The 6,176-nt window shown below is 56.4% G+C and carries 5 protein-coding genes; 2 read left to right on the top strand and 3 right to left on the bottom strand.

The annotated features are described in order from the left end of the window. Window positions 1-604: 604 nt before the first annotated feature. On the bottom strand, window positions 605-1,804 hold the full coding sequence (tyrS, locus tag H8F21_RS08425) for a tyrosine--tRNA ligase (protein ID WP_203479822.1): 1,200 nt from the start codon (window positions 1,802-1,804) through the stop codon (window positions 605-607). Between the two features lie 209 nt (window positions 1,805-2,013). Between tyrS and H8F21_RS08420 the strand changes: the two genes are divergently transcribed. Beyond that, window positions 2,014-3,435 carry a peptidoglycan DD-metalloendopeptidase family protein gene (locus tag H8F21_RS08420; protein ID WP_203479823.1) on the top strand — a complete coding sequence of 474 codons (1,422 nt, stop codon included), beginning with the start codon at window positions 2,014-2,016 and terminating at the stop codon, window positions 3,433-3,435. A 3-nt stretch (window positions 3,436-3,438) separates the two neighbouring features. Continuing rightward, window positions 3,439-4,530: an anhydro-N-acetylmuramic acid kinase gene (locus tag H8F21_RS08415; protein WP_203584214.1), complete on the top strand. Its 1,092-nt coding sequence runs from the start codon at window positions 3,439-3,441 to the stop codon at window positions 4,528-4,530. A 60-nt stretch (window positions 4,531-4,590) separates the two neighbouring features. On the opposite strand, the gene erpA is transcribed toward H8F21_RS08415, so the two are convergent. Together erpA and argC are read right to left on the bottom strand one after the other, a co-directional pair. Then, window positions 4,591-4,941: an iron-sulfur cluster insertion protein ErpA gene (gene erpA, locus H8F21_RS08410; RefSeq protein ID WP_028942121.1), complete on the bottom strand. Its 351-nt coding sequence runs from the start codon at window positions 4,939-4,941 to the stop codon at window positions 4,591-4,593. Between the two features lie 157 nt (window positions 4,942-5,098). Beyond that, the gene (gene argC, locus H8F21_RS08405) at window positions 5,099-6,133 is read right to left on the bottom strand and encodes an N-acetyl-gamma-glutamyl-phosphate reductase (protein WP_136474242.1); all 1,035 of its coding nucleotides are present in this window, start codon (window positions 6,131-6,133) and stop codon (window positions 5,099-5,101) included. Between the last annotated feature and the right edge of the window lie 43 nt (window positions 6,134-6,176).

Raw genomic sequence — 6,176 nt, 5'->3', positions numbered from 1 at the left:
TCAATACTGCTTGGGTTTTGAGAAAACCCTAAACTTGGCTCAGCAATCTCAAATGACTAATTCGAAGTCTTTCGACTTCTCGTGCAGTCACTTGTGATGCTGATAATCTTTCTGACTATCAGTCTGATCCACAAGCACCCACACGAATTGCTTGATTCGATTGTTAAAGAGCGTTGGCTGAAGTCTTTCGCTTCAACCGAGGCGCGCATTCTACGCTTTCCTCAAAGTGTGTCAAGCGATTATTTTGAAGTTTTTCAGAATTTCTCTTTCAACTTCAACCGCTTAACTCGCTGCGATCTCTCGTCAGCGGGAGGCGAATTCTACAGCGTTTCAATTCGCTGTCAACTACCTTTTTCACCGCTGCCGATCTTTCGATCGAAGCACTTCCAGCACTATCTGAAACATCTAACTCATTGAATCTCAAGGAGTTTTCCGTTCCGACTACGCCGGAAGTGGGGCGAATTATAGACACATCCGCAGGGGCGTCAAGGACTTATTACAACTTTGTTTCAAGAGGGACATTTCGACTATAAGAAGCATGCTGCAAGGAGAACCGCGAACACCATGCTCCTCTTGCAGCTTATCGCTTAAAGCTTGCCGCCCTTTATATAGCTTTGAGGGTAATACGAGCGAACGCCTTCTTGCCGGCCTGACAAACATGGGTAGAGCCCAAGGCAAATACGAAGCCACGGTCAACTACCTCACCATCGACCCGCACGCTACCCGCGGCAAGTAGATCGCGTGCTGCTGCAGAGTTCTTGACCAAGCCCGCCTTATTAAGGACAGCGGAGATAGGCATTTCCTCACTCGCCTGCACCTCGACTTCCGGCAGGTCCTCCGGCAGCTCGCCTTCCTTCATGCGGTTGCCTGCGCCGCGATGGGCATTTACAGCGGCCTCTTCACCATGGAAGCGCGCAACAATCTCTTCGGCCAGCTTGATCTTGATGTCACGCGGGTTCGCGCCGGCTGCAACATCAGCACGAAAGGCGTCGATTTCTTCCATCGAGCGGAAGCTCAACAACTCGAAGTAGCGCCACATCAGCGTGTCGGGAATCGATACAAGCTTGCTATACATCACCCCCGGCGCCTCCTGGATGCCTACATAATTACCCAGGGACTTGGACATCTTCTTGACGCCATCCAGGCCTTCGAGCAACGGCATGGTCACGATGTTCTGGGCTTCCTGGCCGTACGAGCGTTGCAGCTCGCGCCCCATCAGCAGATTGAACTTCTGATCGGTACCACCCAGCTCGACATCGGCCTTAAGCGCAACAGAGTCATAACCCTGTACCAACGGATAGAGGAATTCGTGAATAGCAATCGGCTGATTGGTGGTATAGCGCTTATCGAAGTCATCGCGCTCAAGCATGCGCGCCACGGTGTATTGCGAGGCCAGTCGAATGAAGTCTGCAGGCGAGAGCTTGTCCATCCAGGTAGAGTTGAACGCAACCTCAGTCTTGGCCGGATCAAGAATCTTGAATACCTGCTGCTTATAGGTTTCGGCGTTATCGAGCACCTGCTCGCGAGTCAGCGGCGGGCGCGTGGCACTTTTACCACTCGGATCACCAATCATGCCGGTGAAGTCACCGATCAGGAAGATCACCTGATGCCCCAGATCCTGGAACTGGCGCAGCTTATTAATAAGGACGGTATGCCCCAGGTGCAGGTCGGGGGCGGTAGGGTCGAAACCCGCTTTGATCCGCAGTGGCTGCCCACGCTTGAGCTTCTCGACCAATTCGGACTCGACCAATACCTCTTCCGCACCACGTTTGATCAGCGCTAGCTGCTCTTCAACCGACTTCATAACAGACCCGCAGGCTCAGATTCAAAGGGACCCAACCATACAAGATCAGCCATCAATTACAAGTTTTTGCCCCGGATGTGACCCCGTAGCCGACTGATGACGTCTGCGCGCTTGCGCTGAAAGGGATTTGGTTATATTTTATACAGTTATTTCATCTTCATCATGTCATTCATCTTTTCCAATTCATCTATTTCAAAGTCAATTCATCTATGACCAACGAACCGCCTAAAGCGCCCCCGCTTTATCCGAAGAGCCACCTGTTGGCCGCCAGCGGCATTGCCGCCCTACTCAGCCTGGCCTTGCTGGTGTTTCCATCCAGCGAGGTGGAAGCCAAGAAAACCACCCTGAACCTCGAGCTTGAAAGTCCTGCCGACCAGCTCAAGCAGGAACAGGAAGCCCCACTCACCCAAAGCGTCGAAGCGCCTGCCGCTTCTCCGTTCGCCCAAATCGACAACAGCAGTACGCCGACCGAGGACACCGCCAAGGTCGAGGCGGTCCCGGCTGCTGCATCTACCCCAGCCAAAGATGATGGCCAGCATGAGCTGACTGTTAGCCGCGGCGACACGCTTTCGACCCTATTGGCCAAGGTCGGCCTACCAGCCGCCACCGTTCACGAAGTACTGACCAGCAACAAGCAGGCAAAGCAGTTCAGCCAGCTTAAAAGCGGCCAAGTACTGCAGATCGAGCTTGATAAAGCAGGACAACTGAGCAGCCTGCGCAGCAAGGTCAGCGACCTGGAAACCATTAGCCTGACTAAAAGCGCAAACGGTTACGCATTCAATCGCGAGGTCAGCAAACCAGTAGTTCGCTCGGCCTACAGCCACGGCGTGATCAAGAGCTCATTGTCAGCCTCCGGCCAGCGCGCAGGCCTGTCCCACAGCCTGACCATGGATATGGCGCGGATCTTCGGCTATGACATTGACTTTGCTCAGGATATTCGTCAGGGCGATGAGTTCGATGTGATCTACGAGCAGAAGGTCATGAATGGCAAGGTGGTAGGCAACGGCAATATTCTTTCCGCGCGCTTTACCAACCGCGGCAAGACCTACACTGCAGTCCGCTATACCAACAAGCAAGGCAACACCAATTACTACACAGCTGATGGCAACAGCATGCGCAAGGCGTTCATCCGTACTCCGGTTGATTTCGCCCGCATTAGCTCGCGCTTTTCTGCAGGTCGCAAACATCCAATCCTGAACAAGATCCGTGCGCACAAAGGTGTTGACTACGCAGCGCCACGAGGCACGCCAATCAAGGCTGCCGGTGACGGCAAGGTACTGCTGGCAGGTCGTCGCGGGGGTTATGGCAATACGGTCATCATCCAGCACGGCAATCGCTATCAGACTCTCTACGGTCATATGCAGGGTTTCGCCAAGGGCGTGAAGACCGGCGGCTCTGTGAAACAGGGTCAGGTCATCGGCTATATCGGCACCACTGGCCTGTCCACAGGTCCGCATTTGCACTATGAGTTCCAGGTTAACGGCGTACACGTCGATCCGCTGGGACAAAAGCTGCCAATGGCCGACCCAATCGCCAAAGCCGAGCGTCAGCGTTTCCTGCAGCAGAGCCAACCCCTGGTTGCTCGTATGAACCAGGAAAAAGCCACTTTGCTCGCGTCAAACAAGCGCTAACCAGTGGCTCTTTATCTGGGTGTGATGTCCGGGACCAGCCTCGATGGCCTGGACATTGCCTTGATCGAGCAGGAGCAACACACCCGCCTGCTCGCGACTCATTACATACCGATGCCCTCCAGCCTGCGCCAGGATCTCCTGGACCTGTGCAGCAGCGGGCCGGATGAAATTGCCCGCGCCGCGCTGGCAGAAGCGCAATGGGTCCAGCTAGCAGCAAAGGGTATCGCTGATCTACTCCATAGCCAGAACCTAAAGGCGACTGATGTTTGCGCCATTGGCAGCCATGGCCAAACCATTCGCCATGAGCCTGCACGTGGTTTCACCGTACAAATAGGCAACCCAGCCTTATTGGCCGAACTCACCGGAATCTGCGTTGTAGGCGACTTCCGGCGCCGCGATGTAGCAGCTGGCGGCCAGGGCGCGCCGTTGGTTCCTGCGTTCCATGAAGCGCTGTTCGAGCATCAGGGCCAGCGACTGGCCGTTTTGAATGTCGGCGGATTCAGCAACCTCAGCCTGATCGAACAAGACAAACCTGTCAGCGGTTTCGATTGTGGCCCGGGCAACGTGCTACTCGACGCCTGGGTTCAGCAGAAGCAAGGCCACAGCTATGACGCTGACGGCGCCTGGGCAGCTACAGGCCGAGTTGATGTCAACCTGCTGGTTAGCCTGTTGAGTGATCCATTTTTCGCCGGCACTGGCCCGAAAAGTACCGGCAGGGAGGTGTTCAACCTGCCTTGGCTGATGCAGCACCTGGCCAAGCAGCCGCTGATTGCCGATGCCGATGTGCAGGCCACTCTGCTGGAAGTGACTGCTCACAGTATTGTCAGCTCGCTGCAAGCAGCACAGGAAGATACCCAGGCGCTACTGGTCTGCGGCGGCGGGGCCCACAACGCAACCCTGATGCGTCGCCTGGCAGCCCTTCTACCGGGCGCACTTGTCAGCAGCACAGCTGCCCACGGTGTAGATCCAGACTGGGTTGAAGCGATGGCATTCGCCTGGCTGGCGCATTGCTGCCTCCACGGCATACCTGCCAATCGCCCCAGCGTTACCGGCGCCCGTGGAGCAAGAGTGCTGGGCGCCATCTACCCAGCCTGAGGCACATGGCAAAACGCCGCGCTTGTGCGCGGCGTTTGCAAATACTCACTTACCTAGCGATCAAATCGAGAACGACGAGCCGCAACCACAGGTGGTGCTGGCGTTCGGGTTCTTGATAACGAAACGCGAGCCTTCCAGGCCTTCCTGGTAATCCACTTCGGCTCCTGCCAGGTACTGGAAACTCATTGGGTCGACCACCAGGGCAACACCTTCGCGTTCGACGATGGTGTCGTCTTCAGCGACATCTTCATCGAAAGTAAAACCATATTGAAAACCCGAGCAACCACCACCTGTTACGAATACTCGCAACTTCAGGCGATCATTGCCTTCTTCATCGACCAGGGTCTTCACCTTGTGAGCTGCACCCTCAGTGAACTGCAAAGCTACAGGGGTGAAGGATTCTACGCTCATGCTGACTATCTCCCGGCGCTATGCCGCCATAATGCGTGATGGTGCGCATTATCCGCTTCTCCGAGAAAATCGGTCAACAATACAAAAGCTGCAAGGGGCAAGCTGCAAGCAATAAGGCGACCGTACAGGTCGCTCACTACAGCTTGCAGCTAGAGGTTTAAGGCAGCAGGCCCGCGTGAGAAAGCCCCATGCGCTCATCCAGGCCGAAAAGGATATTAAGGTTCTGCACAGCCTGGCCCGATGCGCCTTTGACCAAGTTGTCGATTACCGAAAGAACCACGACCAGGTCACCGTCCTGAGGGCGGTGTACGGCGATTCGGCAAACGTTGGCACCGCGTACGCTGCGGGTTTCCGGGTGGCTACCAGCAGGCATTACGTCGACGAACGGCTCATTGGCATAACGTTTCTCGAACAGCGCCTGCAGATCGACCGATCTGTCGGCAACTGTCGCGTATAGCGTGGAGTGAATACCACGGATCATCGGCGTCAGATGCGGCACGAAGGTCAGGCCCACATCGCCGCCAGCAGCCCGACGCAGGCCCTGGGTAATTTCTGGCAGGTGGCGGTGCCCTTTGACCGCGTAGGCCTTCATGCTTTCACCCGCCTCGCAGAACAGCGAGCCAACCGCAGCGCCACGACCTGCGCCACTGACGCCAGACTTACAGTCGGCAATCAGGCGCGAGGCATCAGCGATGCCGGCCTCCAGCAGCGGCAGGAAGCCCAACTGAGTTGCTGTCGGGTAGCAACCCGGTACGGCAATCAGGCGAGCCTGGCGGATCTGTTCACGGTTCACTTCCGGCAAGCCGTAGACGGCATCCTTGAGCAATTCCGGCGCACCATGGGGCTGGCCGTACCATTTGGCCCACTCATCAGAATCCTGCAGGCGGAAGTCCGCAGACAGGTCGATGACCTTGGTGCCTGCCGCCAGCAACTCTCCCGCCAGGGCATGAGCGACACCATGAGGCGTAGCGAAGAATACGACGTCGCAGGCAGCCAGGGTTTTCGCGTCTGGCACACTGAAAGCCAGGCCGTCGTAGTGGCCGCGCAGGTTTGGGTACATGTCGGCAACCGCCAGGCCAGCCTCGGAGCGCGAAGTGATTACCGCCACTTCCGCTTGTGGATGCTGTGCCAACAGACGCAGCAACTCGACGCCGGTGTAACCCGTGCCGCCAACGATACCGACCTTGACCATAACGCGTGCCCCTTATCAACGAACCAACAGGAAAGCCCACGAT

The organism is Pseudomonas arcuscaelestis (assembly GCF_016881005.1).
In the GTDB taxonomy this organism is placed as follows: Bacteria; Pseudomonadota; Gammaproteobacteria; order Pseudomonadales; family Pseudomonadaceae; genus Aquipseudomonas; species Aquipseudomonas arcuscaelestis.
The sequence above is the reverse complement of the archived record's forward strand: the minus strand, read 5'-3'. Positions and strand labels throughout refer to the sequence as shown.

Excerpts from the sequence above, each read along its gene's own strand:
- tyrS (WP_203479822.1), bottom strand. The coding sequence starts at position 1,804 with ATGAAGTCGGTTGAAGAGCAGCTAGCGCTGATCAAACGTGGTGCGGAA.
- H8F21_RS08420 (WP_203479823.1), top strand. The coding sequence starts at position 2,014 with ATGACCAACGAACCGCCTAAAGCGCCCCCGCTTTATCCGAAGAGCCAC.
- erpA (WP_028942121.1), bottom strand. The coding sequence starts at position 4,941 with ATGAGCGTAGAATCCTTCACCCCTGTAGCTTTGCAGTTCACTGAGGGT.
- argC (WP_136474242.1), bottom strand. The coding sequence starts at position 6,133 with ATGGTCAAGGTCGGTATCGTTGGCGGCACGGGTTACACCGGCGTCGAG.